Below are 26877 nucleotides of genomic sequence, written 5' to 3' on the forward strand. Positions count from 1 at the left end.
GAACAGGCATTTCGCACCGGGCCTGTTTTTCATATGGTGTAAGCCCCCGGCGTCGGAGGTGGTTGTGCGCGACCCCTTGGCGGAACCTTCGGACCTCATCCGGAGTGTGTCCCGCGCGCTACGAGTGCTCGAGTCGGTCGGTCGCGCCCCGAAGGGGTTGACCGTCAAGCAGATCGCCCGGCGCTGCGAGCTGACCGTGGCCACGACGTACCACCTGGTCCGCACCCTCGCCTACGAGGGCTACGTGATCCGGCGCGAGGACGGCACGTACATCGTGGGCCTGGAGGTGGCCGACCGCTACCGCGAGTTGGTGACGGCTTTCCGGGGGCCGCCGGCGGTCGGGGAGAACCTGCGCCGCGCCGCGCTGGACACCGGCTACAGCCACTATCTCGGCCGGTTCGTGGGCGGTCAGGTGGCGGTCACGGCGGTGGCCGAGGGGCCCCGCTCGCCGCACCTGGAGGAACTGGTGCCCGGTTTCGACGAGGGGGCGCACGCGACCGCCCTCGGCAAGGCGCTGCTCGCCACGCTCACCGCCGAGCAGCGCTCCCGCTACCTGCGCGACTACGGCATGCGCGCGTTCACCTCCGCGACCCTGGGCACCCCCGAGGCGTTCGAGGTCGACCTGGCCGCCGGCGAGCGGCGGGGCATGCAGCTTGAGCTGGGGCAGTTCCGGCAGGGCGTGGCCTGCGCCGCGGTGCTGGTCAGCCCGGACAAGGACATGGAGCGCCGGGTCGTGTTGGGCTGCGTGCTGCCGGCTGGCGAGATGATGACCTCCGCCCGGGTGGTCCGGGCGAAGCTGCTCGCGGTGGCCCGGACGATCGCCGACAACCTGGCCGCCGACAGCTGAGCGGTCCACGGCACGCCTTCCGGCGTCCCCGGCCCGGCCGGAGCGGGACGGCTCAGTGGTGGGCCGGGGCCACCGCACGGGCGGGGGTGCCCGCGCGGCGGTTACGGCGGGAGTGGCGCACGGCGTCGACGGTGAAGACGATCAGCGCGGCCCAGACCAGGGCGAAGCCGGCGAGGCGGGCCGGCGGCATCGGCTCATGGAAGATCAGCACCCCGCAGCCGAGCTGGAGGATCGGCGCGATGTACTGGATCATGCCGAGACCGGTGAGCGGCAGCCGGTTCGCCGCCCCGGCGAAGAGCAGCAGCGGGATCGCGGTCGCGGCCCCGGCCGACACCAGCAGCAGGGTGTGCCCGACCGACACCCGCCCGAACGCGACGTCGCCGGCGGCGGTCAGCCACCCCAGGTACGCCAGCGCGGGCAGCGCCAGCACCGCGGACTCGACGAAGAGCCCCTCCGCGGCGGGCAGCGCGAGCTGCTTCTTGACCAGGCCGTACCCGCCGAAACTCACCGCCAGGACCAGTGCCAGGTACGGCGGCCGGCCGTAGTCGACGGCCAGCACGGCCACGGCCAGCCCGCCGACGCCGAGCGCCGCCCACTGGGCGCGCCGCAGCCGCTCGTGCAGCACCGTGACACCCAGCAGCACCACCACCAGCGGGTTGATGAAGTAGCCGAGGGCGGTCTCCACCACCCGTTCGCTGGTCACGCCGTAGATGTAGACACCCCAGTTCACCGCGATCAGCGCGGCGGCCACGCCCATGCCGGCCAGCGCCCGGGGCCGGCGCAGCAGCGCCCGGAGGAAGCCGACGTTGCGCACCGTGGCCAGCAGCAGGGCGACGAACACCACCGACCAGACGATCCGGTGCGCCAGGATCTCCAGCGCACCGGCCGGGCGCAGCAGCTTCAGATAGAGCGGGAAGAACCCCCAGAGCAGGTACGCGGCGATGCCGTACAGATAGCCGAGGCGAAGTGGCGTCACCCCTGAACCGTAAGGGGCGGATGGCCGGCCGGATCCTTGCCGGTGACCCGGTTCACCGGCTGGTCCCGCAGGTCGATCTGCATCCACTGCCCCGGGTGGGGCAGCGGGGCGAAGCCGACCGTCGCGTACACCGGGTGCGCGTCGTGGGTGGCCAGCAGGATCCGGGGTACGCCCAGGCCGGTGAGGTGGTCGCGGGCGGTCCCGGCCAACCAGGTACCCAGCCCGTGACCGCGTTCGGCGGGGTCGACGTAGACGTCGCAGAGCCAGGCGAAGGTGGCCCGGTCGGTGACCGCCCGGGCCACGGCGACCTGCCGGCCGTCCCCGGGTCGGTAGACGCCGAACGGCACCGACCCGGCGAACGCCCTCGCCACCGTCTCCCGCTCCCGCCCCATCGCCCAGTACGCGTCCGTGGAGAGCCAGTGGTGCACCAGACCCAGGTCGATCCGGGCGGGGTCGGTGCTGAGCAGGTAGCCGTCGTCGCGGGTCAGGGTGAACATGACCGCGACGCTAACCCGGCCACCCGCCCCGATCAGCGGCCAATTCCCGCACTCTGGTCGCGGCCCGCCCGATGGTGGGTCCGGGTCAGTCCCGGTCCAGGGCGGCGCCGAGGATCCAGGTGACGATGCCGACGAGGAGCGCGCCGAGCACCGCCTCCGGCCAGAAGCCGTCGACGTGGAAGGGCAGCCCGGCCTGGTCGGCGATCCAGCTCGTGAGCAGGAACAGCAGCCCGTTGACCACCAGCGCGATCAACCCGAGGGTCAGCAGGTAGAAGCCGCAGCCGACGGTCTTGACGATCGGCTGGAGCACCGCGTTGACCACGCCGAAGATCACCGCGACGAGGACCAGCGTGACGACCGCCTCGCCGGCGGACGCCGAGTCCAGCGTGATGCCCGGGATGAGCAGCGTGGCCAGCCAGAAGGCGAGCGCCGTGCTGCCCAGCCGGATCAGCAGCCCTTTGAGGAAACCCATGGCGGGGATCGTGCCACGGACGGACAACGTGCGGAAGGCGCGCGACCGTCGCCTGTGCTCAGCGGCGGGACGGGCGGCCGACCAGCTGCGACTCGATCGGGGTGGGGGTGAGCAGCGCCCAGCGCAGCGCCCGGCGGTTGACCACCGCGACCATGTCGTCCCGGATCCGGGTCAGCCACTCCGCCGACCCGCCGAGACCCAGCGCGGCGCCCGCCACGGCGGCCTCGGTCGGGTCGAGCGGTTGGAGCAGGGCCAGGTCGGCGCGGCCCAGCGCGTCGGCGTCGGCGGGGGTCAGCTCGTCGCGGACCAGCAGTGTCGTCCGCCACGGGGAACCCGGCTCGGTGTCGGCGGGAGTCGGGCCGGCGTCGACCACGACCAGCAGGGGGCGCAGCGGCGAGGCGGGCTCGTCCGTCGGGCGGCCGGGCGGCAGCACCAGGATCCCCGCGCCGGGGATGCCGACCCCCCGGACGAACGGCTCCCACCCGCGCGGGCGGGCCGTCTGCACCACCACCCGCGCACCGACCGCCATGGCCCGCATCGCCAGCAGCTGCGCCGCGCGCAACCCGCCGATCAGCATCACGCGGGTGCTCTCCGGCCGGAACAGCCGGACCGTCACCGCGCCGCCGTGCCGGTTGGTGCCGACCATGAGCCCCGCTTCGCCGAGGGGCAGCTCCAGGCCCTCGGGCGCGGGGCCCGGACCCGCCGCGCCCGCCGTCGCCAGCGGCAGCGTGCCGGCCAGCCCGTCGAGCTGGGCGCCGTCGAGCCGGTGCACCTCGCCGCCCGCCTCGCCCACCAGCCGGCGCAACGCCTGCGCCGCGACGGAGAGCTCCGCCGCGGTGCCGGCGGCCAGGCGTACGACCAGCTCGGTCGGCGCCGCCGCGGGGCCGGCGCCGGCCCACGGACCGGCGCCGAGCGAGACCGTGGTCGCCGTCGCGGGCAGCGCCAGCAGCCGGGCCACCAGCCGCCGACCGGCGTCGGTACGCGCCTCGGGCCAGCGGCGCAGCCGGAAGGAGGTCTGGAGCAGGCCGCCCGCCCGGACCGCCTGCCAGGACTCCCGGGCGGGCCGGTCGTCGTGGTGGGCCAGCTCCGCCAGCACCCGCAGCGTCGCGTGCTCGCCGAGAGGGCGGGCGGTGACGGGCCTGATCCGGCGGACGATCCGGCGCACCGTGCCGGAGAGCGCCCGCCGCAGCTCCTCCCCCGTCCAGCCCTCGACGCGGAGCACCCGGACGGCGAGCACCACCCGTTCCCGGCCGGCGAGCCGCCCGTCGGTGAGCTGGCGGTAGGAGGTGGCGACGGCGCCGCCACCCGCGCCGACCGTCGGCGCCGGCGAGCCCGTCAGCAGGAGTTGGAGGCGCACCGGTGGGCCGTCCGGTGCGGCGGCCGACAGCAGCGACGCGGGGACCGGCAGCGCACGGGGGGCATCGCCGAGCAGTTCGGCCGGGTCGCCGACCTCGAGCAGGGCCACCATCCCCGCGGCGTCGTCCAGCACGGCGGCCGGCGTGCCGGCCAGCTCGGCGGGGCGGACGACCGCGCCCGGAGCGACCAGGTCCAGCAGGGCGGCCGGGTCGGCGGCCGGTGGGAGGGCGCGGCGGCGGGTCGCGTAGCCCAGGCCGGTCGTGAGCCACTCGAAGAGCCAACGCCCCCGCAGGCGCACCCACGCCAGGGGCAGCAGCAGCGCGGCCACCGCCACGGCGGCCAGCGTGGCCGGCAGGCCGCCGTCGGTGGCAGCGACCATGGCGGCCACCGCCACCTGCGTGGCGACGACCTGACCGGCCCGGACCGCGGCGCCGCCCCGCCGGACGGCCGGCAGCCGCTGCGGGGCGGGCCGGGACGCCGACTCGCTCGCCTCGGGGCCGGGCGGACCCGGCTGGTCGGCGGGGTGGGGCGGGCCCGGTGGGGGCGGCGCGGGGACCGAGGCGGTCGGGCCCGGGGCCGGCCGCCGGTGCGGTCCCGCGCCGGTGGTCACCGTCACCGCGCCTCCTTGACCGGTCACTCGCCGCGACATCGACGCCGCCCATCGTAAGGGCTTCCTCCGACGCGGCGGGGACCGTGGTCGTCCACAGGGGATCGCCACGGGGTAGCAGAACCGCAATCAGGCCGCTACCGTCAGCGACGAGTTCGCTGACCCCGCGCCCGCGGTGTTCGACGGCCGGGCGGCGCGAGCGGCGCCCCGGTGAGCGGGTGCGCCGGCGGCCAGCCACGACGAGGAGACGAGGTGACTTCCCGGGTGTCCCAGACCCAGGCAGAAGCAGCGGTGATGACGCAGACCGCCGCGAAGTTCGAGCAGGTCGACCAGTCCCTGCAGTCCATGTTGAGCAGCCTGATGACCGAGCTGGAGGTGTTGCAACAGGCCTGGCGCGGCGCCGGTGGGCGCTCGTTCGAGCAGGTCAAGCAGCAGTGGGCGCAGGACCAGGCGGCGTTGCAGCGGGCGCTGCGGGAGACCTCCGGCGCCATCCGCACGGCCGGCCAGCAGTACGACGTCTCGGACGCCGAGGCGGCCAGCCGCGTGTCCACCACCAACCGCGGCGGCATCCAGCTGCCGCTCTGACCCGACCCCGGGGGAGGAAGAATCCGATGGACGGTCTACTGGTCGTCAACTTCGCCGCCCTGCAACAGGCGAGCGCCGACATCCAGCGGGCGCTGAACGCGCTCGAATCGCAGCTCGGGCAGCTCGAGCGGGACGCCGCCCCGCTCGTGGCGAGCTGGTCCGGCGAGGCCCGCCAGGCATACGAGCAGCGGCAGGGCCGCTGGCGTTCGGCCTCGCAGGACCTCCAGGCCATGCTGCGCGACATCAAGCTCGCGGTGGACGACTCCGCCGCCGACTATCTCGACACGGAAAAGAAGAACGTCGGCCTGTTCCAGTGAGCGCCCGCCCGTCGGTGGCGTCGACCTGACCCGGTCGGCGCCACCATCGGCCCCCGCCCGGGCCGCGTCATCCGGGTCCGGCCGGCCGCCAGCGGCGGCGGGCGCCGCGCGGCGCCACGAGCGCCGCCAGCGCCGCCAGGGCCACCACCGCCGCGCTGACCCCCGCCACCAGCAGCGCCCGGTCCCGGGCCGCCGCCCGGCGGGCCCGCTGCGCCACCAGCGCCGGATCGGCCCGCTCGTCGGCGAGGGCGGCGACCTGCCGCGCCCGCTCGGGAATGCCCTGCCCGGTCTCGGTGACCGCCCGGTACGGGTTCAGCACCCCCGCGCCGTACCCGCCGCCCCGGCCGACGCCCGGTGCCGGATCGGCGGTCGCCACGATCCGCTGCGCCACCTGCCCCGCAGTCAACTCCGGTCGGTATTCGCGCAGCAGCGCGGCGGTGGCCGCCACGAAGGGCGCCGCGTAGCTGGTGCCCTCGGCCCGGTGGTGGCCCTGGCCGGGGGCGGCCATCAGCACGTCGCTGCCCGGGGCGACCAGATCCACGTGGGAGCCGGTCTGGGAGAACGGGGCGCGGACCCCGTCCGCCCCGATCGCGCCCACCCCGAGCACCCCGTCGTACGCGGCCGGGTAGGGCCGGGGATCCCCGGCGTCGTGCAGGTTCCCGGCGGCGGCCACCACGACGACGTCCCGGTCGACCGCGTAGCCGATCGCGGCCCGCACCGCCGGGGCGTCGGCGTACAGGACGACTGAGAGGTTGAGCACGTCGGCGTCGTGGTCGACCGCCCAGCGGATGGCCCGGGCGAAGTCCCCGGCGCTGACCGTGCGCCCCGACTCCCGCCCGTCGACCACCTGCTGCTCGCTGACGCGTACCGGCAGGATCCGGGCGCCGGGAGCCAACCCTCGGAACGCCACCCCGTCGCGGGGGAGGGCGGCGATGATGCTCGCCACACCGGTGCCGTGGCCGGCGCAGTCGCGGCTGCCGTCGCCGCCCGCATCGAGCAGGTCGGTGCCGTCGAGCACCCGACCGGCCAGTTGCGGGTGCCCCCGGTCCACCCCCGAGTCGATCACCGCGACGGTCACCCCGGACCCGGTGGCCAGGGGCGCCAACCGTTGCGGGGCGTACCGCTGCTGGGGCCAGGGCGGCGCGGACACCGGGCGGGCCGGGGCGAGGGGCGAGGCGCAGTCGGGCGCCGCGCGTGCGGCAGCCGGCAGGGACGCCGACCGGCCGGCGGGCACCGGGCCACCGGCGGCGGCCACCGGGCGGTCGGCGACCGCCACCGGGCGGTCGGCGACCGCGGGGACGGCCGGCGCGGCGGTGAGTAACGCCGTCGTCAGGACGGTGAGGATCGGGTGCGCGGGGGACCGGGACATCGACCGCCTCCGTATCGTGTCGACTCCGGAACGGGATGTTAGCGCCTGCGGCGGCACCGGGCGCACCGCCGCCGGCCAGCGATTGTGATCTTGCTTTGACCTTGTAGGTTGTACGCGATACCTATGGCCTGTTCGCGGGAGGAGAGGTGGCCGTGACCGAGTGGGAACCGGCCACCGACGTCGAAGCGGCGATGCGGGACGCGCTGCGCGCCAACGATCAACAGCTCTACTTCCGTGTCCTGGCCCGGACCGAGCTGCTGCTGCCGGTCTCCGCCGAGGCGCTCGCCGGGACCGCGCCGATCGGGTGGGGCACCTGGAGCACCGGTGGCCGCACCCACGTGCTGGCGTTCACCTCCGGCGCGGCCGTGCGCGCCTGCCTCGGGGAGAACGGCAGTGCCGTCCGCAGCGTCGCGTACGCCGACCTGGCCGACGGCTGGCCCAACCACGAGTGGTGGCTGGCGGTGAACCCCGGCCTGCCCATCGAGGGCTACCTGCCGGCCTGGTTCGTCGCGCAGCTCTCCCGGGGCGACGTCCGGCTGCCCGGCCGCACCATGGGGGCGCGGGCGCGGCTGGAACGGGTGGAGACGGCCGCCCGGGCCCGAGCCCACACCGTCGGGCAGGACCCGCCGACCACCGGCCTGACCCGGCCCGACGGCACGCTGCGGCCCGCGTCCGCCGGCCGCGTTCCCGCACCCGGCCGGCAGGCCCCGCCGGCCGAGCCACCCCGCGTGCCCGCCCCGACGGCGTTCCCGGCGGAGCACCTCGACCCGCGACGCGGCAACCCGCCGCCCGGCGACACCGTGGCGGCCCCCGACCGGCTCGTTCCGTCCCGCCCCGCCCCGCTCACCGAGCGCCCGAGGGGCCTGCCGACACCCGACGCCCACCCCGCGCCGCCCGCCAACGGCCGCCCGGGCGGGGAAGCCCCGGAGCGGCCGAACCGGTCGTTCTTCGAGCCCTCGTCCGGCCGGTCGGCGGCCTACCGCCAGGAGGCGCTGCGCTCCGGCGAGCGGGCCACCCCGCCGTCCCGGCTCGCGGCCGGCAGCCAGCCGTTTCCTCGCCGCCGGCCACTGTCGGAGCCGCTGCCGGAGGAACCGACCCGGCCGATCCCGCGCCCTGCCGCCGAGGAGGCGACCCGGGCCTTCGTGACGCCCGTCGAGGACGCGACCCGGGCCTTCCCGGTGTCTGCCGAGGAGGCGACCCGGGCCTTTCCGATGACCGGCGCGGAGGCCACCCAGGTGTTGCCGCCGCGCGGTCCCCACGAGGACGCCACCCGCGACCTCCGGGCCCCCGCCCCCGAGCCCGGGCCACCCCCGCCGTACGGCGGGCGCCGGCCGGAGCCGGCCGGGGACGTCACCCAGGCGCTGCCCCGCGGGCGGCCCACGACCGAACCCCTCGGGCCCGAGCCGGCGGCGCGGGCCTCGGACGCGGAGCCGGTGTCCGGGCCGCCCGTCTCCCGCCGCGGATTCACGCCGATCGTCATAGAGGGCACCGTCATCGAGTCGCGGGACCTGACCGCGTCGCCGGCCGTCGAGCCCACCCCGACGGACGACGACACCGTCTCGCTGTTCGAGCCGGTACGGCGTCAGCGGGCGCCGGTGGCCGCGTCCGTCGACCCGGCCGACACCGCGCCGACCGGGCCCGGCGTGTCGGCGGCCGCCACCTCGGCGGGACCCGCAGCGCCGACCGGGCCCGCACTACCGGCCGCAGCGTCGACCGGGCCCGCAGCGTCGACCGGGCCCGCAGCGTCGACCGGGCCCGCAGCGTCGACCGGGTTCGCAGCACCGGCCGCAGCGTCGACCGGGTTCGCAGCGCCGACCGGGGCCGGAGCGCCGGCTACGCCCGGCGATGCCCCGTGGCCCGGCCCGCTGGTGGAGCCCGGCGTCCCGGCCGCCCAGGGGGAGCCGGCCGCCACGCCCGACGGTGCCGCCGCCCTGGCCGCTGCCGGCGTCCCCGATCCCGGCCCGGTCGCCACCGGCGAGGACCATGGGCCGCCGGGCGACGCCGAGCCGTCGGCCGGGGACGGGCGTGCCGGCGGGGACGTGCCGGCGGATGCCGGGCCGGTCGACTTCCAGCCCGCCAACGAGGTCGAGGAGAACCTGCTCGACGCCGCCGGTGCCGGCAGCACCGACACGTTCCTGTCCACCCTGCTGCTGGCCCGTGTGCTGCTGCCGGTGGCGGCCGACTCGGCGCCGGGCAGCCAGCCCGGCGAGCCCGGCTTCGTCTGGCGTACGCAGGAGCTGGACGGCGAGACGTTCGTGGTGGTGCACACCTCCCCGCAGCGGCTCGCCGACCACACCGACGCGCCGGTCGACACCATCGAGGTCAGGTTCGTCCGGCTGATCCGCCGCTGGCCGGACGAGTCCTGGTCGTTCGCCGTCAACCCGGGCACCCCGGTCGGGGCGAAGCTGCCCGGTGAGCAGATCGTCGGGCTGGCCAACTGGGCGGCCGAGGTGGGGCTCGGCGACGACGTCGAGGCCGAGCCGCCGGTCGCCGAGGAACCGGTCAGCCGCTCCCGCTACGCCCCGTCCGCGCCCGACCCGACCCGACCCATCGTGATGCAGAAGGCGGTCGCCCCCAGCCAGCTCGCGTACTACCTGGAGCGCGGCTACGACCGGGTCTCCGGGTTCGTGCACCGGGCCGGCGAGCTGGCCCACCTCAGCACCCCGGCTGAGCTGCACGACGCGCTGGGCCTGGGCTACCCGGAATCCCCCTTCGCGCGCGACGCCGCGGAGATCTACGTGCTGCGCTGGCCGGCGCACCGGCCCAGCCTCTACCGGATCCCGTACGGCGGGCAGAACGAGCCCGCCATGCGGGCCATGGAGGGCTGGGTCATCGAGCGCCCGCCGTTCCGGGGCAACGGCTTCGCGCCCGGCGAGAGCAGTGACGTGGTGGCGGAGTTCAAGGTGGACAGCGCGCGCCTGCCGCACGGGGCGCAACTGTGGCGGATCGGCGCGGACGGCACCGAGCGGGTGGTCGCCATCCTCGACACGGACGCGCTGCGCTGGCGACAGGTCGGTGAGCGGTGACCCGCGACGGTTACGTGGCCCGCTGGCAGGGCCGGGAATACCTGGCGAGCCCCGACGGCGACGACGTCCGGCTCTACCAGCCGGAGCCGGGCGACGGCTTCGAGGAGATCCGCCCCGGCCGGTACGTGCGGGTGCTGCCGGCGACCGAGATAGCCGACCTGGCGTACGTGCGGACCACCTGCACCTGGCAGGGGCAGCCGTTCATCGTCCTCGGTGAGCACGACGGCTGGCTGCGGGTGGAGTACACGGGCGGACGCTGGCCGGTGGCCCGGGCGATGGGGCTGGAGGTCTTCGACTTCGGCGTCTACCAGGGTTGGGCGCCCGCCGCGGAGGTCGCCGACCTGCGCGAGCAGCGGGTCTGACTCAGGACTTCGCCCAGCGCAGGACCTCGCCCAGCACCAGGTCGCCGGCCTCCACGTGCGGGAAGTGCCCGATGTCGTCCAGGAGCCGCCACTCGTAGGGCGCCACCACGTACCGGCCGGACCCCTGGGCGGTACGCGGCAGGGAAGCCTCGTCGAGCGCGCCGTGCAGCTGGAGGGTCGGCGTGATCAGCGGCTTCTGCATCAGCCGGACGAAGCGGTAGCCGTGCAGGCGGAGCACCGAGCGGAACGCCCAGCGGTAGCCCTCCAGGGCGCAGAACGCGGCCTGCGGGATGCGCATGGCCTCCCGGCACCGCTGGGCGTACGCCTCGAAGCCCGGCCCCTCGACCCAGCGTGGCCCGCCCCAGCGGCGCAGCATCTCCTCGACGGCCGCCGCGTCGTCGCGGGTCAGCACGTGCTCGTAGCGGGGCAGCTGGAACTTCAGGGTGGGCGTGGCGGCGGCGAACTGTCCGCGCGGGTCGGCGAAGATCGCGGCCCGCAGCCGCAGCGGGTGGGGGGCGCCGAGCACCACCAGCCGGCGGACCAACGACGGGTGGAACGAGGCCACCGTCCACGCGATCATGCCGCCGACGCCGGTGCCCACCACGGTGGCGGAGCGCTCGCCGAGGGCCCGGATCAGCCCGGCGACGTCGGCCGCGAGGGTGTAGCCGTCGTACCCACGTGGCGGCTTGTCGCTGGCGCCGTAGCCGCGCAGGTCGACCGCGACGGCCCGGAAGCCGGCGTCGGCGACGGCCGGCAGCATCTCGTGCCAGGCCCACCAGTGCTCGGGGAAGCCGTGCAGGAAGAGCACCATCGGGCCGGTGCCGGCCTCCACGACGTGGAAGCGACTGCCGTTGGCGCCGACGAACCGGTGCGTCCACGGCCCCTCGGTGAGGACGCAGGACTCGTCGACGGGCCCGCCGCGCTGCTCGGTCATGGCAGACAGCCTAGGACCCCGGTGCCGGTCACCCCCGACGCCGACCCACGTCGTGGTCGGGATCGCTCGCGGGACTCCCCGCCCCGGCTGGCGGCGCTGGGGCCACCGTGCCGCCTGGCCGTCGGGTCGGTGGGTGGCGGAAAGGGCGATGCCCGGGCAGGTGACCTGCCCGGGCATCGCGTGGTGCTGGTGGTGCGGGATCAGCGATCAGGAGATGCGGATCTTGGTGTTGTTGCCGTCCTTCTCCAGGACCTTGATCTTGGTGCCGGTGGCCGGGAGCTTGACGCCGTGGTTCGGCAGCTCCGGGAACCAGTACTGCTGGGTGTCGTCGAACAGCGGCTGCGCCGCCTGGCCACGGATGTACTGCGGCTGGCTGTTGAGGTGCAGCGTGAACGAGTCGGCCTTCTTCAGGCTGAACGGCGCGTCGTAGACCTGGACGCGGGACCGCCAGGGCTGGCCGGTCAGGTTGTAGATCGGCCGCGGGTGCGCGTCGATGATCAGGTTGCGACCCTCACCCGGGTGCGCGAACGTGTCGTTGTCCGCCCAGCGGGTGTTCCAGTAGGAGATCAGCAGACCCTCCTGGTACGCGTAGTGGTCCACGTAGTCCGGGCGGGTGTTCGAGTAGCCGAAGAAGTACGGGCCGGTCTTCAGGTACTTGTCGTACGAGATGTACTGCCGGGTGCCCGCGATGTAGTAGTTGTCGTACGCCTTGGTGTAGCTCTTCTCGGCGGTCTCGAAGCCACCAGCGAGCGTCCAGCCCGCGGCACCGGTCTCGGCGCCGTCGGAGAGGACGGTCTGACCGTCGGCCGTCACGGTGATCGCGTCACCGTAGAAGCCACCCTCGGAGACGCCGCCGTCGGTCTGGTAGCGCAGCCGGAACTGCGCGACCTTGCCCGCCGCCACGTCCATGGGGATGTTGACGTCGACCCACTCGCCGCCGCTGCTGCCGTCCAGCGCGTAGCGACCGGCGGAGATCTCCTTGAGCGGCTGGCCGTTGGCCGTGCCGGGCAGGGTCACCCAGGACTGGCCGCCGTCCAGCGACGCCTCGAAGAACAGGTAGTCGTAGTCGGCCTCGATGTTGTAGCGGCCCTTCATCGACAGTGCGGCCGACGACTTCCCGGTGAAGTCCAGGGTCCGGGTCATCGTGCTGTTGAGGTCGTCCGCGTTGCCGGAGAAGAACTGCTTGCTGCCCTCGAAGGGCGCGCCGTGCTCGAACGTGTAGTCACGCTTCGGGAGCACCACGACGACGGCCTGCGCCTCGTCGCTGTTGTACTCCTGCGGGCCGAGGGTCATGGTCCGCTTCTGCCCCGCGACGACCACCTCGTAGTCGAGCCAGCCGAGCTGGAGCTTGTTCCACGCGCCGAGGTCGCCGCCACGGTCACCGATGCCGGCGTCGGTCTTGGCGCCGAGCCGGCTCTGGGCCATCAGGGTCCAGTGCTCGTTGTTGTTGTCCCCACCACTGGTGACGTTGTAGTCGTCCGGCAGACCGAGGTCGTGCGCGTACTCGTGGTAGAAGACGCTCCGGCCGCCGTTCTCCGGCTGGATGGTGTAGTCGCCGATCCAGATGCCGGTGTTGCCGATCTGGGTGCCGCCGGCCAGGTTGCCGACCGGGCCGGTCGAGTTCTGGTCGGACGCGAAGGCGTACCAGCGGTGGCTCCAGATGGCGTCCTCGCCCTGGTGCGGGTCACCGTCGGCCTCGTCGCCACCGGAGTGGACGATCTGGAAGTGGTCGATGTAGCCGTCCGGCTCGTTGAAGTTGGCGTCGCCGTCGTGGTCGTACCGGTCCCACTGGTCCATCGCCTTGAGGTCGGCGGTGATCTGGGCGTCGGTGCGGCCGGCGGCCTTCTGGTCGGCGACCCACTGGTTGGCGGCGTCGCGGACCAGCGCCCAGGTGTTGGTGCAGACGTTCGAGGCGCACGGGTAGCCGCCGGAGCGGCCGTAGCGAGCCTCGTTGTACTTCACCTTCACCCAGTCGGTGACGGTGCCGTCGACGCTGTAGCGACCCGAGGACTGGGCCTCGTAGTACTGCTTCACCGACTCGTCACCGGGGTTGGTGCCGAAGTAGAGCTTGCGGTAGTAGTCGGCGTTGTAGTCCGCCTGCCACACCGTGGAGTTGTCCACCGCCCGGTTGGGCTGGGGGATCTCGTTGTGCAGCGGCCCGTCGAACCGGGTCGGACCCGCGGTGTCCGGGTCGGTGTCCTGGTCCGGGTAGCTCGGGTGCCGCTCGTTGCCGAACTCGGCGAGGATGACGAAGATCCGGTCCGTCTTCTCCCGGGAGAGCTCGACGTACTGGTCCTCGGTCTGGGTGGCGGCGTTGGCCCGGGTCGAGCGGGCGGCAGCCCCCTCGGCCTGGGTCTTGCCGACCTTGACGACCGTGCTGCCGTTGACCTTCTGCGGCTTGGCCCGGCCGGAGAGGACGTCGCTCAGGCCCTCCTGGCGCAGGGCGCGACGCTTGTCCTCCAGCGGGTTCGGCAGGTCGTGGTCGACATGGGCTGGCTCGGCGACCGACGGAGCGGCCGTCGGCAACTTCGGCTGCGGCGCGGCGGTGGCGGACGAACCGAACGCCAGTCCCGTCGCCGTCAGCGAAAGCCCGAGCAGACCCACTGCGACTTTGCGCACGTGGTACCTCCGGTTTGAGGGAACCGGCCCAACGGGGGTACGGGCCGGTGCTACCGATCCCACTAGTGGGACCAATGGTGAACATAGACACTCGTGTGACCGGTGGGAAGATGCGTGCGTCGATTTGTTGCAAAGTCTTGCCGAAGTGCGCTCTGGCCGTCACATCGCAGCGAGCATCGACGCCGCTAGCAGCGCGAACGCCGCGAGGGATCGGAACGATGCGCATCGATCAAAGTGATGTCAGATGCGTCAAGGATGGATCTCGAAGTGTCAGCCTGACTTGCCGCGCACGCGGATGTCGTTACTGGTCAGACTTGCGTTATCCGGGTATCTCGGTGGTGTGAGATGCCCCGATATAGGTAACTTGTCCCATATGGACGAATCGGCAGGTGCCGTGGGGTTTGTGCAGTGGCGCTCTGGTGCCGCCTCGCGCGGCGGTTGAGGGTTCCGTAGACGGCGATCCATAACTGGGCGCGGTGACGTCAGCGCCGAGAGCAGCCCTATGTCACGTTTAACGGATCCAAGCTCGACGTGTCCTCGCGTCGATCGGGCTCTGCACCTGGGTGTCGCTTGGAACTGCGCCCGCCCGGAACCGTTGGTCGGCGCCGCCCGTGCCGGTCAGGTCCGCGCTGGTACTGCAGGAGACGGCGGTCCCGGGATTCGGGCTGATGTTAAACGGCGATCGGAGTGGGATAGGATTGATGGTTTCGCGCTGGTCTGGACAGGATGTTGACGAGGCGGGCGCACGGCGAGGGGCCCATGCCCATGTAACAGCGTCATTGCGGGTATGACCCGCTCCTCACTGCGCTGCCCGTAGTCGGCGCTGGAGGTCGCGTCGCTTCGGCCAGCATGAACTCTTGTCTATCGCTGCCCTACATCCGGCGGCAGGCCCCCGACTGCTCGCGCGGCAACTCAGCAGACTCCCACCCTCGAGTGCGAATTGCGCGCATCACATTTTTTACGGACCAATTCGTCTCGGGCGATTGAGCGATGGTTCGTCTCCTTCCTGCGTAAGAGCGCGTTTGGTTTGTGGGTCGGCCGGGCGTGTCGCACAGTGGGTCCGGTCGATGGACGTAGCTCGGTCGGTAGACAGGCATGGATCGAGTGCGGCGGTACCCGTCTGACCTGACCGACGCCGAGTGGGAGATCATCGAGCCGATGCTGCCGTCCCCGCAGTGGATGGGCAGACCAGAAAAACATCCCCGCCGGGCCATCATCGACGCCATCTTGTACGTGGTGCGCACCGGCTGCGCGTGGCGGTACCTGCCGGTCGACTTCCCGCCGTGGCAGACCGTGTACGCGCACTTCAACCGGCTGAACAACCGGGGTGTGACCGAGCGGATCCTGACCGAACTACGCGAGCAGATCCGGGTGGCTCACGGCCGCAAGCCCGAACCGACGGCCGGGATCATCGACTCCCAGAGCGTGAAAGGCGCCGACACTGTGCCCCGCGACTCCCGCGGCTACGACGCCGGGAAGAAGATCAACGGCCGGAAGCGGTTCATCGTCACCGACACCCTCGGCTTGCTGGTCACTGTCTGGGTCCTGGCCGCGTCCTGGCAGGACCGCGACGGCGCCAAAGGCGCCCTGCTCGCCACCTACGCAGCGACCCCGATCCGGCACGTATTCGCCGACTCCGGCTTCGCCGGCCGCCTCGTCGACTGGGCCCGCGACCTGCTACGCACCACCGTCGAGATCGTCCGCAAACCCGCCGACCAGAAAGGGTTCGTCGTGCACCCCCGCCGCTGGGTCGTGGAGCGGACCCTGGCCTGGATCACCGCCCACCGCCGCCTAGCCCGCGACTACGAAACCCACCGCGCAACGTCCGAGGCCATGATCCGATGGGCCGCCCTCGGCGGCATGCTCCGCCGCCTCACCCGAGGCGAAGCCGCCACCCGCCAACAACGCCGTACCTTCAACACGCCCGACTGACAGCAATGTGAAACGCGCTCTTACACGGGATTTGGTGAACTGTGCGGAGGGTGGGGCCCGTCCGGAGAGCGGACCGCTCTCCGGACGGGCCCCGCCCGTTTTCCGTTCGGCCGACCCTGGGGTCAGTTCCTCGCGGGGGTGACGTACACCGTGGCGTACGAGTTGTCCCGGGCGGCGCGCTTGATGGTGATGGTGACGCCGTAGGACACACCCTGGTCGCCGGGGTTCCCGGTGCCCAGCACGATGCCGCTGCCCAGGCTGACCCCGTAGTAGGACGTCGCCGGCGTACCGTCCGGGTTGGTGACCCGGGTCGTGTACGGCGCGTTGCCCTTCGACGGGATGACCACGGAGGCGTCGTTGTCCCGCGCGTACGGCGAGCCGTCACGCATCTCGATGCCCGGGTACCAGGTCTTCGCGTCGGTGAAGCCCTTCACGGGCGCCTGCGGACCGAAGCTGGTGCAGTACTCGCTGTACGGCTCGTCCGCCGCCTCCAGGCACTCCTTGAAGGGGTACGTGGGCTTCAGCGAGAAGGCCGCGTTCGCGGACTGCGGGCGGCTGGGCAGGTTGTCCAGCACCGACGGGTCCTTCACGGCCGCCTCGCCCTTGCGGCGGTACGGGTCGAAGTGCGAGTCGACGATCAGCAGACCGCCCTTGGCGCCGTAGCTGGGCAGCGCGGTCATCTGCGCCGTGGTGTGGTTGACGTCGCCCCGCTCCGTGTCCCGGTACCAGACCAGCATGCCCGGGGCGTTGTAGGAGACCCGGTCGACCTTCCACGCGTCGCGCGAGTAGATCGTGTCGTAGGTGTACTTGAGGCCCTTGTCGAAGCCGTCGAAGTTGCGCCACTCGGCCAGGTAGTAGTGCGCCTGGGTCGAGGTGCCGGTGTCGATGTGCCAGCCCTGGCCGGTGGTGTCGACGAAGCTGCCGCCGGTCGCCGTCCAGCCGTTGGCCCCGCCCTCGACGTCGTCGCTCCACGTGGTGGCGCCGCCGCCGGTCACCGAGAAGTCGTCGGCGAACCAGCCGCGCTCCGCGAACGCCTCGTCCGTGGCGTAGCGGAGCCGGACCTGCACGGTCTGCCCGGCGTGTGCCGACAGGTCGACGTAGTCGTGCCGCCAGCCGTGCGTGTCACCGGTCAGGCCGTACTTCTTGTTGCCGAAGTCCACCATCCGGCCGTTCGGGTCGGCGTAGCCGTCGTTCGTGGTGACGAGGTTGCCGGCCGCGTCGTAGACCTTCTGCTCGGTCCAGGTGGCGCCGCCGTCGGTGGAGAGCTCGACGAAGCCGAAGTCCCAGTCGGCCTCGATGACGTAGTTGTTCCACATCCAGAACTTCGCGTCGGCCGCCGCCGGCACGGCCACCTGACGGGTGATCTTGACGTCCGCCCAGTCCTGGTCGGCGCCCGAGTACCACATGTTCGCGCCGCTGTGCGGCGTCGCCAGCGTGATCACCTTGTCCGGCAGGTCGACCTTGATGCCGTCCTCGGTGCCGCGCGGGGTCCGCGAGGTCTGGCCGAGCTGGACGGCACGCGGCTTCGAGCCGGGCGCGAAGGTCAGCGGGTCGGCCCAGCCGAGCACCCACTTGTCCCACAGGCCCATGTGCGTCGGCAGCGCCTGGAAGATCTCACCCGAGTGCGAGCCCGAGGCCATCAGGTCCCAGAAGTCGACGTCGGAGTCGGCGTTGCCGGAGGTGTCGTAGAGGTCCGGCAGGCCCAGGTCGTGGCCGAACTCGTGGGCGAAGACGCCGACGCCGGCGTCCTCCGGCTGCACGATGTAGTTCGAGACCTGGAGGTTGGTGCCGGGGATGGTGTAGCCGCCGGTGACCGTCGACGAGTGCGCCCAGACGGCGTACGTGCCCTCGGCGCCGCCGCCGCGGGACTTGCCCTGCCCGGCGTGCACCAGCACCAGGTGGTCGATCACGCCGTCCGGCTCGAAGAGGTTGCCGTCGCCGTCGCGGTCGCCCTGGTCCTCGATGTCGTAGTCGGCCCACGGGAAGTTCGGGTCCGCCTGCGCGAGGGCGCCGATCGCGTCGGTGGCGAGCCGGCCCGCGCCCTGCGGGTTGTCCGGGTGGCCGTTCATCGACTGCTGGCGGCCGGGGACCCAGTTGCCGTTCTCGTCCTGGAAGCAGCGCGAGGCCGCGTACCAGCCCTCGGAGTGCGGCACGGTGACCCACGGGCTGGCCTGCCCGTCGACCGTGTACGCGCCCTTGGACATCTCCAGGTACATGTTGTGCATCGTGCGGCCGGTCAGGTCGACGCCCCGCCTGCCGTCGGGGCCCTTCAGGTCCTTGCGGACCCGCTCGGTGATGCCCTTCTTCGAATAGAGCATCTTGTCGTAGTGGGTGGGCGAGAAGTCCGGCACCCACATCGAGTTGTTGTCCTCGTGCGGCAGGTTCGCCGGGTTCGGGATCTTGTTGTGCTTCGGCCCGTTCTGCACGGTGCCGGGGACGCAGGTCCGGTCCTCGAAGACCGTCCTGGGAACCATGACGCCGGTGAAGTCGTCGTTGGCCTGGTCGTTGAACTCCACCAGCAGGGTCAGCAGCGTGGCGGTCTGGGTGCTCGGGGCCTTCTTGATCTGCCGCGGGCTCTTGCCCGTCATGATCGACTTGGCCTCGTGCCTGGCGAGCTGCTCGGCCGCGACCGGGTTGCCGCGCGCGTGCTTGCGGTCGTAGGCGCGCGCCTCGTCGGCCGCCGGGGCGTAGACGCCGCCCTTGCCCTTGACCTCGCGACCGCTGCTGTCCGGCTGGACGGCGGGCTCCGCGTAGTTGATGTAGTGCTCGTCCGCCCCGATCGTGGCTCGGGTGGGGCCGGGCTCCGCCGCCACCGCGCCGCCCGGCACGGTCAGCGACGCCGCGGCGAGAGCGATGGCGGGCAGCGCGACGAACAGGCGTCGACGCGACCCGGACTGCGGTTTTCTGTTCATGCCGCTCCGTTTCTCGGGCATGGGAGGAGGACGCCGCGCCGGCCCGCATGACAGTGACGGCCATCGAACCGACCCGACGTGCGTGAACCTAAAACAGAAAGGCGGCGAACGACAGGGCCGACGCCCGCCTGTGACCGTTCAGCTTCTCGCGGCTCACCCGACCGACCGATGTGACAGCACGTACCCGGTCCGTCGCCCGTCAGTAAGAAACGGCGATGGGTGACGGCCCGCGCGGGACCGTCACCCATCGGGTCGTACGCCTGCCGTCAGTCCTCGTCGGACTTGCCGCCGCCCATGCCGGAGGAGATCAGGTCCATCACCGAGGAGTCCTGCAGCGTGGTGACGTCGCCGAGCGAGCGGTGCTCCGCGACGTCCCGCAGCAACCGGCGCATGATCTTGCCCGAGCGGGTCTTCGGCAGCTCCGGCACCAGCATGATCTGCCGGGGCTTGGCGATCGGGCCGAGCGTCTTCGACACGTGGTCGCGAAGGTCGGCGATCAGCTTCTCGCCGGCCTCGCCGACGATGTCAGTGGTGCCGCGCGGGATGGCGAACGCGACGATGGCCTGCCCGGTGGTCGGGTCGGTCGCGCCGACCACCGCCGCCTCGGCCACCGACGGGTGGGAGACCAGCGCGGACTCCACCTCCGTGGTGGAGATGTTGTGCCCGGACACCAGCATCACGTCGTCGACGCGACCGAGCAGCCAGATGTGCCCGTCGTCGTCCTTCTTCGCCCCGTCCCCGGCGAAGTACATGCCCTCGAACCGCGACCAGTACGTGTCGATGAACCGGTCGTCGTCGCCCCAGATGGTGCGCAGCATCGACGGCCACGGCTCACGCAGCACCAGGTAGCCGCCACCGCCGTTGGGAACCGACTGGCCCTGGTCATCGACCACGTCGGCGACGATGCCGGGCAGCGGCGTCATCGCGGAACCGGGCTTCGTCGCCGTCACGCCGGGCAGCGGCGCGATCATCATCGCCCCGGTCTCGGTCTGCCACCAGGTGTCCACGATGGGCAGCTCGCCCCCGCCGACGTGCTGCCGGTACCACATCCACGCCTCGGGGTTGATCGGCTCACCGACGCTGCCGAGCAGCCGCAGCGACGACAGGTCGTAGCCGGCGGGGATGTCCTCGCCCCACTTCATCATCGTGCGGATCAGGGTCGGTGCGGTGTAGAGGATGCTCACCTTGTATTTGTCGACGATCTCCCAGAACCGGCCCTGGTGGGGGGTGTCCGGGGTGCCCTCGTACATCACCTGGGTGGCGCCGCTGGCGAGCGGGCCGTACACGATGTAGGAATGCCCGGTCACCCAGCCGATGTCGGCGGTGCACCAGTAGACGTCGGACTCCGGCTTCAGGTCGAAGACCGCGTGCGTCGTGTACGCCGTCTGGGTCAGGTAGCCGCCGGTGGTGTGCAGGATGCCCTTCGGGCGGGCCGTCGTGCCGCTGGTGTAGAGGATGAACAGCGGGTGCTCGGCGTCGAACGGCTGCGCGGTGTGCTCGGTCGGCGCGGTCTCCACCGTCTCGTGCCACCAGCGGTCCCTGCCCGTCCAGGCGACGTCCTCGCCGGTGCGGCGCACCACCAGCACGTGCTCGATCGACGGGCAGCTCGCCACCGCCGCGTCCACGGTCGGCTTCAACGCCGACGGCTTGCCCCGGCGGTAACCGCCGTCGGCGGTGATCACCACCTTCGCGCTGGCGTCCTGGATCCGGTTGGACAGGGCGTCGGCGGAGAAACCGCCGAACACCACGCTGTGCGTGGCGCCGATCCGGGCGCAGGCCAGCATCGCGACCACCGCCTCCGGGACCATCGGCAGGTAGATCGCCACCCGGTCGCCGGCGGTGACGCCCAGGTCGGTCAGCGCGTTCGCCGCCTGACAGGTCAGCCGGTGCAGGTCGGCGTACGTGACGGTGCGGGTGTCGCCCGGCTCGCCCTCCCAGTGGATGGCCACCCGGTCGCCCAGCCCGGCTTCGACGTGCCGGTCCAGGCAGTTGTACGCCACGTTCAACTGCCCGCCGACGAACCACTTCGCGAACGGCGGCCTCGACCAGTCGAGCACCTCGTCCCACTGCCGCGCCCAGGTCAGCCGGCCCGCCTGCCGCTCCCAGAACGCCAGCCGGTCGGCGTCGGCCTCCGCGTACGCGTCGGCGGTGACGTTGGCGTTCGCGGCGAGCCCGGCCGGCGGGGGGAACTGGCGCGTCTCGTTCAGCAAGTTGGCCAATGCCTCGCTCATGCCGTGCTCCCTCGTCCCTCGGTGACCTGCGTCTCTCTAGGGCACGAGGTTAGTCCGGGCGGCCGGCACGGGCGACCGCTGGTCCCTGCGGTGCGCGCCGAGCGGCCCCGGTCGCGCGCCGGACGGCACCGACCGCGCAGGCCGGCACACCGTGGCGACGCGATCTGCCGACCGAAGGGCCCCGCCGACGCGAGCCGCGAGGTGTCGACGGTCGCTTCCGGGCGGCTCGTCGGCGGATCGCCCCGGGCAGTCGATAGCGTGACGGGGTGACCGCAGACCCGCTCGCCCCGCTGCTCGCGCTCGCCGATGTCGCCCCCGCCGCCGAGCGGGCCCGCGAGCGGTTCGACCAGGCACTCGGCCACCGCGCGCTGCGCCGGCACGGCGGCCAGGTCGCGGCCGAGGTCAGCCTCCGGTCCGCGGTGGCCAGCGCGGCCCTGGAGGGGTACGCCCGCGAGCGCGAGGCCGTGCGCGCCGGCACGGTGACCGAACCGGTGGTGCAGGGCGCGCTGCGGGTCGCCGGGGCGCTGCCCGGGCTGTCCGAGCTGTGGCCGAAGGCCCCCCGCCAGGCGCTGGCCCGGCTGCACGTGCTCGCCGCCCGCGACATCGTCGGCGAGGCCGAGCTGGGGCGGCCGGTGGCCGACCCGGTCGTCACCGCCCGGCTGGACGCCCTGGCCGGGCTCGTCGCCGGCGGCACCAGGGTCCCGCCGCTGGTGCTCGCCGCTGTCGTGCACGGCGAACTGCTGAACCTGCGCCCCTTCGCCGGCCCCTCCGGCCTGGTGGCCCGGGGCGCCGCCCGGCTGGTGCTGCTCGCCAGCGGGCTCGACCCGCGCGGCCTGCTCGCCGTGGACGTCGGCCACCAGGAGCGCGAGCCCGAGTACGTGGGCGCGGCGGGCGCGTTCGCCACCGGCACCCCGGACGGCCTGCGTTCCTGGCTGCGCCACTACATGGCGGCGGTCGAGGTCGGCGCCGACCAGCTCGGCACCATCGGCGACGAGGTCCTCGCGGCGGCCTGACCCGTCGGCCCCCCGGCATCCTGGTCCTGGCTGCCCGGCCCGTGCGGCGGCCTGGTCCGTCCGGCTCCCCGGCCTGTGCGGCGGTCTGGTCCGTCCGGCTGCCCTGCCGGGCTTCGCGGGGCGGGCGTCGGGGCGGGGCCGCCCTACCCGCGGCTCAGGCGGGCGCGGGGGCGGTGCGGGTGCGGCGGTGGCGGCCGTACCAGGCGATGCCGATGGCGACGCCGACGCCCACTCCCAGCGCCGCGGCGGCGACCGGGACCGCCGGGCGCTCCCGCAGCCGCCGGCCCAGGGGGATCGGGTGCCGGAACTCCAGCACCGGCCAGGAGTTCTCGATCGCGAGCCTGCGTAGCTGCCGGTCCGGATTGACCACCGAGGGGTGCCCCACGCACTCCAACAGCGGTCGATCGCTGTACGAGTCGGAGTAGGCGTACGAGTCGGCCAGGTCGTAGCCGCGCTCGGCGGCCAGCTCGCCGACGGCGTCGACCTTGCTCGGGCCGGCCGCGTAGAACTCGACCTCGCCGCTGTAGCGGCCGTCCACCACGCCCATCCGGGTGGCGATCACGTCGGTGACCCCGAGCAGCACGCCGATCGGCCGGACCATCTCCTCGCCGGACGCGGAGACCAGGACGACGTCCCGGCCGGCCGCCTGGTGCTCCTCGATCAGGATGGCGGCCTCGGCGTACACGTAGGGGTTGATCAGCTCGTGCAGCGTCTCCGCGACGATCTGGCGGACCTGTTCCACCGGCCAGCCCTTGCAGAGCGCGGCCAGGTAGTCCCGGGTCCTGGCCATGGTCTGCTCGTCGGTGCCGCCCAGCCGGAACATCAGCTGCGCGTACGCCGACTTGACCACGTCACGCCGGGTGATCAGGCCGTCCCGGTAGAACGGCCGACCGAACGCCAGGGCGCTCGACTTGGCGATGACGGTCTTGTCCAGATCGAAGAAAGCGGCGCTTCGGCCCACGGCGCGAAAGTCTAGCCGGATGGTCTATGGTCGGCGGGTGCCCGGGGCCCGACAACCCCTAGGAGCCACGGGCCGATCCCCTCACCCCTACACATCGTGACGAGCGTCACACTCTGTGAATCTGATTTCGCACAGAGTGGAGACGCCGCCACTCGACGTATGCAGGTCCGCTCAGGCAGACTTGTCGACGCGACGAGCGTTCACCTCTCGTTCAACAGGCAGACCCTCGGCGGTCGCACCCCCCGTGACCGCCGAGTGGGTTCGGCTCGACCCCCCCGGAGCCGGACCTCCGGCGACCCCCGTCATCCCCCCGACGGGGGTCGTCCCCTTTCTGCGCGTCCTCGCGTTGTCGACGTCCCCTCAGCGGAAGTCCGCCGCGTGATCTGCCGCCCACTCCCGGAAGGATCTGGCCGGGGTGCCCGTGATGCGCTGCACCTCATCGTTGACCGGCTCCGGACTGTCGATCATCTTCGCCTGCGCCGGCAACACGGCCTCCACCAGCTCCGCCGGGTAGCCCGCGGCCGTCATCTGCTCGATGGCCTCGTCCAGCGCGATCTCCTCGAACCGCACCGGCCGCCCGATCGCCTCGCTGATCAGCGCCACCTGCCGCTCCTGGGTGATCAGTTCGGGGCCGGTGATCAGCGGGCGGGCGCCGAGCAGGTCGTCGGTCGTCAGTGCCCGTACGGCGACTGCGGCTATGTCCGCCTCATGGATCAGCGGGCGGGCCAGCCTGGCCAGCGGCGCCCGCACCACACCGGTGGTGCGGATGTCCTCCGCCCAGCCCAGCGTGTTGCTCGCGAACCCGGTGGGCCGCAGCGCCGACCACTCCAAGCCCGATGCCTCGGTCAGCCGCTCCAGCTCCGCGTGGAAACTGGTGATCGCGTCGCCCGGCTCCTGGTCCTTGCTCCCGACCCCTTGGGATGACAGGTACACCACCCGTCGGGCGTGCTTCCCGATCGTGTCGAGCACGTCCGACGCGCCCTCGGCGCTCAGGAACGGCCAGACCAGGAAGACCGTATCGACGCCCTCCAGAGCCGTGTCCAGCGATGCGGGGGCACCGAGATCGCCGCGTACCGCCCGCACCCCCGCCGGGAAGTGCGCCTCCCGTCTCACCAGCGCCCGCACGGGCACGCCCGCCGCGTGCAGCTGGGTCACGACCGCGCCGCCCACCTTCCCCGACGCGCCGGTAACCAGGATTCTGCGCTGTGTCATCGGAGCTTCCGCTTGTCGTCGTACCATGCCCCGATCCTCGGATGTCAACCGAGGTTCAGGTCAAGCGCCGGCCGGCGCGTCCGTCGGGCGCTGTGCCAACTCCCGAAGCGGGCTCGGTACGGGCGTCACCGGCCGATCGGATCGAGCGGGCCAGCGGCGGCGGGAACCGTCCGTACCCGCCGCATAGCAGATCGACTCGCCCGGCGGGCGTTGTCCACAGGGCACCCGGTTGTCCACAGGCGCTGCCGGCGGGGCGGTGTTCGAGGGCGGTGCCCGAGCAGGGTCTCGGTCAGCAACCCCGAGCCCGACCGCTGGAGGCCTCGATGGCACCCCGTACCTCCGTCCCGCCACACCGACGCCTGCCGCTGCTCGTCACCTCGGACGGCGACCTGCTCGACGACCTGCTCCGACTCGCCGCGGCGGGCGGCGTCGAGGTGGAACTCGCCGCCGACCCCGCCGCGGCCCGCACCCGCTGGCTGCCCGCCCCGCTGGTGCTTCTCGGCGCCGACCAGGCCCAGCCCTGCCTGCGGGCGCGGCTGCCGCAGCGGCCACGGGTGGTGCTGGTCGGTCGTTGCGGCGAGCTCGACCCCGGCTGGCAGGTCGCGGAGCTGATCGGCGCGGAGCACGTGGCGACGCTGCCGGCAGCCGAGCCGTGGCTGGTCGACCGGTTCGCCGAGTGCGGGCCGGAGGGCGCCGGGGGCGGTGACGCCCGGATCGTCGCCGTGCTGGGCGGGCGCGGCGGTGCCGGGGCGAGCATCCTGGCCGGCGGGCTGGCCGTCACGGCCGCCCGGGCCCGGCTGCGCACGCTGCTCGTCGACGCCGATCCGCTCGGCGGCGGGCTCGACCTGGTGCTCGGCTGGGAGCAGTTGGAGGGGCTGCGCTGGCCGGCGCTGACCGGTGCCGACGGCCGGGTGGACCCGCCAGCGCTGGTGCGTGCCCTGCCGAGCCGGGGCGACCTGGTGGTGCTCTCGTGGGACCGGGGCGACCTGCTCGCCCTGCCCGCGCAGGCGATGGCGGCAACTGTCGACGCCGCCCGGCGGGGCCGGGATTTCGTGGTGGTGGACCTGCCCCGGCAGTTGGACGACGCGGCCGTCACCGCACTCCAGGCGGCCGACCAGGTCTACGTGGTGGTCCCGGCCGAGCTGCGGGCCACCGCCGCGGCGGCGCGGGTGGTGGCGATGGCTGCCCCGCACTGCGCCGCGATGTCGGTGATCGTGCGTGGTCCGGCTCCGGGCCGGTTGGGTGCGGCGGAGGTGGCGCGGGCCCTGGGACTGCCGCTCACCGGCACGCTTCGTCCGGAACCGGCGCTGGCCCGTGGGCTGGAGCGGGGCGAGGCCCCGGCCGCCCACGGCCGGGGACCGCTGGCCGCGCTCTGCCAGCGGCTCGTCGCGGAGCTGACCGGCACACCGGTGGCGGGTGCGGCATGACGGGGCCGTCCGAGGGCGACAGCCTGGCCGCCCGGGTGCGCCAGCGCATCGCGGCGGCGGCGGCCCCGGTCACCCCCGCCGCCATCGTGTCGGCCGTACGAGCGGAGCCCGCCGCGGCCGTCCTCGGTGACACCGCCGTGCTGCGGATGGCCGACCAGGTGCACGACGACCTGGTGGGAGCCGGTCCGCTCGCCCCGCTGCTGGCCGACCCGGAGGTCACCGACGTGCTGGTCAACGGCGTGCGGGTCTGGGTGGACCGGGGGCAGGGCCTGCACCAGGTCGCGGTGCCGCTCGGCACCGTGGACGACGTACGCCGGCTCGCGCAGCGGCTCACCGCCGCCGTGGGCCGGCGGCTCGACGACGGCTCGCCGTACGCGGACGCCCGGTTGCCCGACGGCACCCGGCTGCACGCGGTGCTGCCGCCGGTGGCGACCGACGGGCCCTACCTGTCCCTGCGGACCTTCCGGCAGCGCCCCTTCACCCTCGACGAGTTGGTGAGTCAGGGGACGATTCCCCGGCCGGTGGCGCCGGTGCTCTCCGCCGTGGTGGCGGCCCGGCTGGCATACCTGGTCACCGGCGGCACCGGCTCGGGCAAGACGACGTTGTTGAACACGCTGCTCGGGCTGGTGCCGGCCACCGAGCGGATTGTGCTGGTGGAGGACGCGGCCGAGCTACGGCCCCGGCATCCGCACGTCGTCGGGTTGCAGGCCAGGACGGCCAACGTGGAGGGCTCCGGCGCGGTACGGCTGGCCGACCTGGTGCGGCAGGCCCTGCGGATGCGGCCCGACCGGCTGGTGGTCGGCGAGTGCCGGGGCGGGGAGGTGGTCGACCTGCTGGCCGCCCTGAACACCGGCCACGACGGGGGCGCCGGCACCCTGCACGCCAACGCCCCGTCGGACGTGCCGGCGCGGCTGGAGGCCCTCGGCATGCTCGGCGGGTTGCCCCGCCCCGCGCTGCACGCACAGGTGGCCGCCGCGTTGCAGGTGCTGCTCCAGGTGCGCCGGGGCACCGATGGGCGGGTGCTGGAGTCGGTCTGCCTGCTCCTGCCGGAGGGCCCGGACCGGTTGGTCGCCGCGGTTCCCGCGTGGGTACGCGGGCACGGCCCGGACGTCGCCGCGCGGGCGCTCGCCGCACTGCTGCGGGAACGGGCCGTACCGGTGCCGCCGGTGCTGACCGAACCGTGGCCCGGGTCGGCGGGGCCGAAGTGAGCACCCCGTACGCG

The 26877-nt window shown here is 73.3% G+C and carries 20 protein-coding genes; 9 read left to right on the plus strand and 11 right to left on the minus strand.

The window, feature by feature from the left end:
• The first annotated feature begins 64 nt into the window (after positions 1 to 64).
• On the plus strand, positions 65 to 847 hold the full coding sequence (locus ACQ452_RS01800; protein ID WP_433389277.1) for an IclR family transcriptional regulator: 783 nt from the start codon (positions 65 to 67) through the stop codon (positions 845 to 847).
• A gap of 52 nt (positions 848 to 899) precedes the next feature.
• Here ACQ452_RS01800 and rarD read toward each other — a convergent pair whose 3' ends face one another.
• The 4 genes from rarD to eccE all read right to left on the minus strand — a co-directional run bounded on the left by rarD (position 900) and on the right by eccE (position 4764).
• Positions 900 to 1823, minus strand: coding sequence for an EamA family transporter RarD (gene rarD, locus ACQ452_RS01805; RefSeq protein ID WP_433389278.1), 924 nt, complete (start codon positions 1821 to 1823; stop codon positions 900 to 902).
• A complete protein-coding gene (locus tag ACQ452_RS01810) occupies positions 1820 to 2320 on the minus strand; it encodes a GNAT family N-acetyltransferase (RefSeq protein ID WP_433389279.1) in 501 nt (166 codons plus the stop codon). Before ACQ452_RS01810 ends, rarD begins: the two co-directional genes overlap by 4 nt.
• Positions 2321 to 2405: 85 nt before the next feature.
• Positions 2406 to 2792 carry a phage holin family protein gene (locus ACQ452_RS01815; protein WP_433389280.1) on the minus strand — a complete coding sequence of 129 codons (387 nt, stop codon included), beginning with the start codon at positions 2790 to 2792 and terminating at the stop codon, positions 2406 to 2408.
• A 58-nt stretch (positions 2793 to 2850) separates the two neighbouring features.
• Positions 2851 to 4764, minus strand: coding sequence for a type VII secretion protein EccE (gene eccE, locus ACQ452_RS01820; RefSeq protein ID WP_433389281.1), 1914 nt, complete (start codon positions 4762 to 4764; stop codon positions 2851 to 2853).
• A gap of 255 nt (positions 4765 to 5019) precedes the next feature.
• Between eccE and ACQ452_RS01825 the strand changes: the two genes are divergently transcribed.
• Entirely contained in the window at positions 5020 to 5340 is a 321-nt protein-coding gene (locus ACQ452_RS01825) for a WXG100 family type VII secretion target (RefSeq protein ID WP_433393935.1), read from the plus strand.
• A 26-nt stretch (positions 5341 to 5366) separates the two neighbouring features.
• Entirely contained in the window at positions 5367 to 5657 is a 291-nt protein-coding gene (locus ACQ452_RS01830; protein ID WP_433389282.1) for a WXG100 family type VII secretion target, read from the plus strand.
• A 67-nt stretch (positions 5658 to 5724) separates the two neighbouring features.
• On the opposite strand, the gene mycP is transcribed toward ACQ452_RS01830, so the two are convergent.
• Positions 5725 to 7026, minus strand: a complete 1302-nt coding sequence (mycP, locus tag ACQ452_RS01835) for a type VII secretion-associated serine protease mycosin (RefSeq protein WP_433389283.1) — start codon at positions 7024 to 7026, stop codon at positions 5725 to 5727.
• 152 nt (positions 7027 to 7178) lie between these two features.
• Here mycP and ACQ452_RS01840 point away from each other — a divergent pair, with 152 nt between their 5' ends.
• Positions 7179 to 10052 (plus strand): SseB family protein, encoded by a 2874-nt coding sequence (locus tag ACQ452_RS01840; RefSeq protein ID WP_433389284.1) that lies wholly within the window; start codon positions 7179 to 7181, stop codon positions 10050 to 10052.
• On the plus strand, positions 10049 to 10414 hold the full coding sequence (locus ACQ452_RS01845; RefSeq protein WP_433389285.1) for a hypothetical protein: 366 nt from the start codon (positions 10049 to 10051) through the stop codon (positions 10412 to 10414). The genes ACQ452_RS01840 and ACQ452_RS01845 overlap by 4 nt, the downstream gene beginning before the upstream one ends.
• Position 10415: 1 nt before the next feature.
• Here the strand turns inward: ACQ452_RS01845 and ACQ452_RS01850 are convergent, their stop codons facing one another.
• Complete coding sequence (locus ACQ452_RS01850) at positions 10416 to 11348, minus strand: alpha/beta fold hydrolase (protein ID WP_132232074.1); 933 nt, start codon at positions 11346 to 11348, stop codon at positions 10416 to 10418.
• A gap of 207 nt (positions 11349 to 11555) precedes the next feature.
• Positions 11556 to 13952 (minus strand): immune inhibitor A domain-containing protein, encoded by a 2397-nt coding sequence (locus tag ACQ452_RS01855; protein WP_151454934.1) that lies wholly within the window; start codon positions 13950 to 13952, stop codon positions 11556 to 11558.
• A 1110-nt stretch (positions 13953 to 15062) separates the two neighbouring features.
• Here ACQ452_RS01855 and ACQ452_RS01860 point away from each other — a divergent pair.
• Positions 15063 to 15899, plus strand: a complete 837-nt coding sequence (locus ACQ452_RS01860; RefSeq protein ID WP_433389286.1) for an IS5 family transposase — start codon at positions 15063 to 15065, stop codon at positions 15897 to 15899.
• A 122-nt stretch (positions 15900 to 16021) separates the two neighbouring features.
• Here the strand turns inward: ACQ452_RS01860 and ACQ452_RS01865 are convergent, their stop codons facing one another.
• Both ACQ452_RS01865 and acs read right to left on the minus strand, forming a co-directional pair.
• Positions 16022 to 18811, minus strand: coding sequence for an immune inhibitor A domain-containing protein (locus tag ACQ452_RS01865; RefSeq protein WP_433389287.1), 2790 nt, complete (start codon positions 18809 to 18811; stop codon positions 16022 to 16024).
• 266 nt (positions 18812 to 19077) lie between these two features.
• Positions 19078 to 21042: an acetate--CoA ligase gene (gene acs, locus ACQ452_RS01870; protein ID WP_433389288.1), complete on the minus strand. Its 1965-nt coding sequence runs from the start codon at positions 21040 to 21042 to the stop codon at positions 19078 to 19080.
• A gap of 266 nt (positions 21043 to 21308) precedes the next feature.
• Here acs and ACQ452_RS01875 point away from each other — a divergent pair, with 266 nt between their 5' ends.
• On the plus strand, positions 21309 to 22055 hold the full coding sequence (locus ACQ452_RS01875; RefSeq protein WP_433389289.1) for an oxidoreductase: 747 nt from the start codon (positions 21309 to 21311) through the stop codon (positions 22053 to 22055).
• Between the two features lie 154 nt (positions 22056 to 22209).
• On the opposite strand, the gene ACQ452_RS01880 is transcribed toward ACQ452_RS01875, so the two are convergent.
• Positions 22210 to 23016 (minus strand): HAD family hydrolase, encoded by an 807-nt coding sequence (locus ACQ452_RS01880; RefSeq protein WP_433389290.1) that lies wholly within the window; start codon positions 23014 to 23016, stop codon positions 22210 to 22212.
• Positions 23017 to 23376: 360 nt separating this feature from the next.
• Positions 23377 to 24228, minus strand: a complete 852-nt coding sequence (locus tag ACQ452_RS01885) for an NAD(P)H-binding protein (protein WP_433389291.1) — start codon at positions 24226 to 24228, stop codon at positions 23377 to 23379.
• A gap of 323 nt (positions 24229 to 24551) precedes the next feature.
• Between ACQ452_RS01885 and ssd the strand changes: the two genes are divergently transcribed.
• Both ssd and ACQ452_RS01895 read left to right on the plus strand, forming a co-directional pair.
• Positions 24552 to 25655, plus strand: coding sequence for a septum site-determining protein Ssd (gene ssd / locus ACQ452_RS01890; RefSeq protein ID WP_433389292.1), 1104 nt, complete (start codon positions 24552 to 24554; stop codon positions 25653 to 25655).
• Positions 25652 to 26863: a TadA family conjugal transfer-associated ATPase gene (locus ACQ452_RS01895; protein WP_433389293.1), complete on the plus strand. Its 1212-nt coding sequence runs from the start codon at positions 25652 to 25654 to the stop codon at positions 26861 to 26863. Before ssd ends, ACQ452_RS01895 begins: the two co-directional genes overlap by 4 nt.
• Positions 26864 to 26877: the final 14 nt, after the last annotated feature.

It is taken from the genome of Micromonospora sp. KLBMP9576, assembly GCF_050941805.1.
GTDB lineage: Bacteria > Actinomycetota > Actinomycetes > Mycobacteriales > Micromonosporaceae > Micromonospora.

What these genes read in the sequence shown, in the direction of transcription:
- acs (WP_433389288.1), bottom strand. Translation starts at nt 21,042, where the DNA reads ATGAGCGAGGCATTGGCCAACTTGCTGAACGAGACGCGCCAGTTCCCC.
- ACQ452_RS01865 (WP_433389287.1), bottom strand. Translation starts at nt 18,811, where the DNA reads ATGAACAGAAAACCGCAGTCCGGGTCGCGTCGACGCCTGTTCGTCGCG.
- ACQ452_RS01885 (WP_433389291.1), bottom strand. Translation starts at nt 24,228, where the DNA reads ATGACACAGCGCAGAATCCTGGTTACCGGCGCGTCGGGGAAGGTGGGC.
- ACQ452_RS01815 (WP_433389280.1), bottom strand. Translation starts at nt 2,792, where the DNA reads ATGGGTTTCCTCAAAGGGCTGCTGATCCGGCTGGGCAGCACGGCGCTC.
- ACQ452_RS01830 (WP_433389282.1), top strand. Translation starts at nt 5,367, where the DNA reads ATGGACGGTCTACTGGTCGTCAACTTCGCCGCCCTGCAACAGGCGAGC.
- ssd (WP_433389292.1), top strand. Translation starts at nt 24,552, where the DNA reads ATGGCACCCCGTACCTCCGTCCCGCCACACCGACGCCTGCCGCTGCTC.
- ACQ452_RS01895 (WP_433389293.1), top strand. Translation starts at nt 25,652, where the DNA reads ATGACGGGGCCGTCCGAGGGCGACAGCCTGGCCGCCCGGGTGCGCCAG.
- ACQ452_RS01810 (WP_433389279.1), bottom strand. Translation starts at nt 2,320, where the DNA reads ATGTTCACCCTGACCCGCGACGACGGCTACCTGCTCAGCACCGACCCC.
- ACQ452_RS01860 (WP_433389286.1), top strand. Translation starts at nt 15,063, where the DNA reads ATGGATCGAGTGCGGCGGTACCCGTCTGACCTGACCGACGCCGAGTGG.
- mycP (WP_433389283.1), bottom strand. Translation starts at nt 7,026, where the DNA reads ATGTCCCGGTCCCCCGCGCACCCGATCCTCACCGTCCTGACGACGGCG.
- ACQ452_RS01850 (WP_132232074.1), bottom strand. Translation starts at nt 11,348, where the DNA reads ATGACCGAGCAGCGCGGCGGGCCCGTCGACGAGTCCTGCGTCCTCACC.